At 34.9% G+C, this 647-nt stretch carries 3 protein-coding genes; all 3 read left to right on the top strand.

The genetic code is table 11. The features are described 5' to 3' along the window. The coding region (locus tag PGP85_RS21255; protein ID WP_270329362.1) for a hypothetical protein at nucleotides 1-183 on the top strand (183 nt) is incomplete at its 5' end. A gap of 34 nt (nucleotides 184-217) precedes the next feature. Further along, nucleotides 218-454 carry a hypothetical protein gene (locus tag PGP85_RS21250; protein ID WP_270329361.1) on the top strand — a complete coding sequence of 79 codons (237 nt, stop codon included), beginning with the start codon at nucleotides 218-220 and terminating at the stop codon, nucleotides 452-454. Between the two features lie 11 nt (nucleotides 455-465). After that, the gene (locus tag PGP85_RS21245) at nucleotides 466-642 is read left to right on the top strand and encodes a hypothetical protein (protein ID WP_270329359.1); all 177 of its coding nucleotides are present in this window, start codon (nucleotides 466-468) and stop codon (nucleotides 640-642) included. Nucleotides 643-647: the final 5 nt, after the last annotated feature.

The following is a 647-nucleotide window of genomic DNA, read 5'->3' as shown; positions in this document are numbered from 1 at the left end:
AAAGAATGGTTAGATGAAATTTTAGAAGATATGGCAGATGATTCAGATATTGATATTTGGGATTACTTAGATCAATTGGAAATGTCAGAAGAAAACGTATCTAAGATAACGACATGGCTAGAAGAGGAAATTGATTGTACTTTTGGCGGTCGTCCCTACCATATTCTTTATGAAATGTTTTAGTCAATTAACGACAGCAATCAAGGAGGATTTAAAAATGAGCTATGAAGTGAGATACGAAAAGAAAACTAGTTTGCACGACTTACAAAAAAACGTCGTAGTGAACAACTGCAATTTATACAAACTTGGAATAGTTAAGGAAATTAGCGACGAAGATGTCACCTATCTATTACGAATGAATTGCTTTGATAGAGGCATCGATATAGAAGTAAATTTGCCACATGAAATCATGATGGAATTAGAAAAAATGATTAGTGACAGTTTGAGTGATTAGGAGGACGGCGAATGAGACATTTCGGAAAGATACCTTATTTCATAGGTCATGAGCCAGGTCCAACACCTAAAAAAGGTCAACACTGTGGTTATTGTAGCTCATTAACAGAGAAGCAAAAAAGAAAACTAGATTCTTGCCCAGAATGCGGAAAATCTTTATTTGCTTTTAGAAAAAGAAAGTTCCGGTAACCACG

The organism is Enterococcus malodoratus (assembly GCF_027659535.1).
In the GTDB taxonomy this organism is placed as follows: Bacteria; Bacillota; Bacilli; order Lactobacillales; family Enterococcaceae; genus Enterococcus_A; species Enterococcus_A malodoratus.
Note: the sequence above shows the minus strand (reverse complement) of the source record. Positions and strands in the feature narration are given on the sequence as shown.

What these genes read in the sequence shown, in the direction of transcription:
- PGP85_RS21250 (WP_270329361.1), top strand. Translation starts at nt 218, where the DNA reads ATGAGCTATGAAGTGAGATACGAAAAGAAAACTAGTTTGCACGACTTA.
- PGP85_RS21245 (WP_270329359.1), top strand. Translation starts at nt 466, where the DNA reads ATGAGACATTTCGGAAAGATACCTTATTTCATAGGTCATGAGCCAGGT.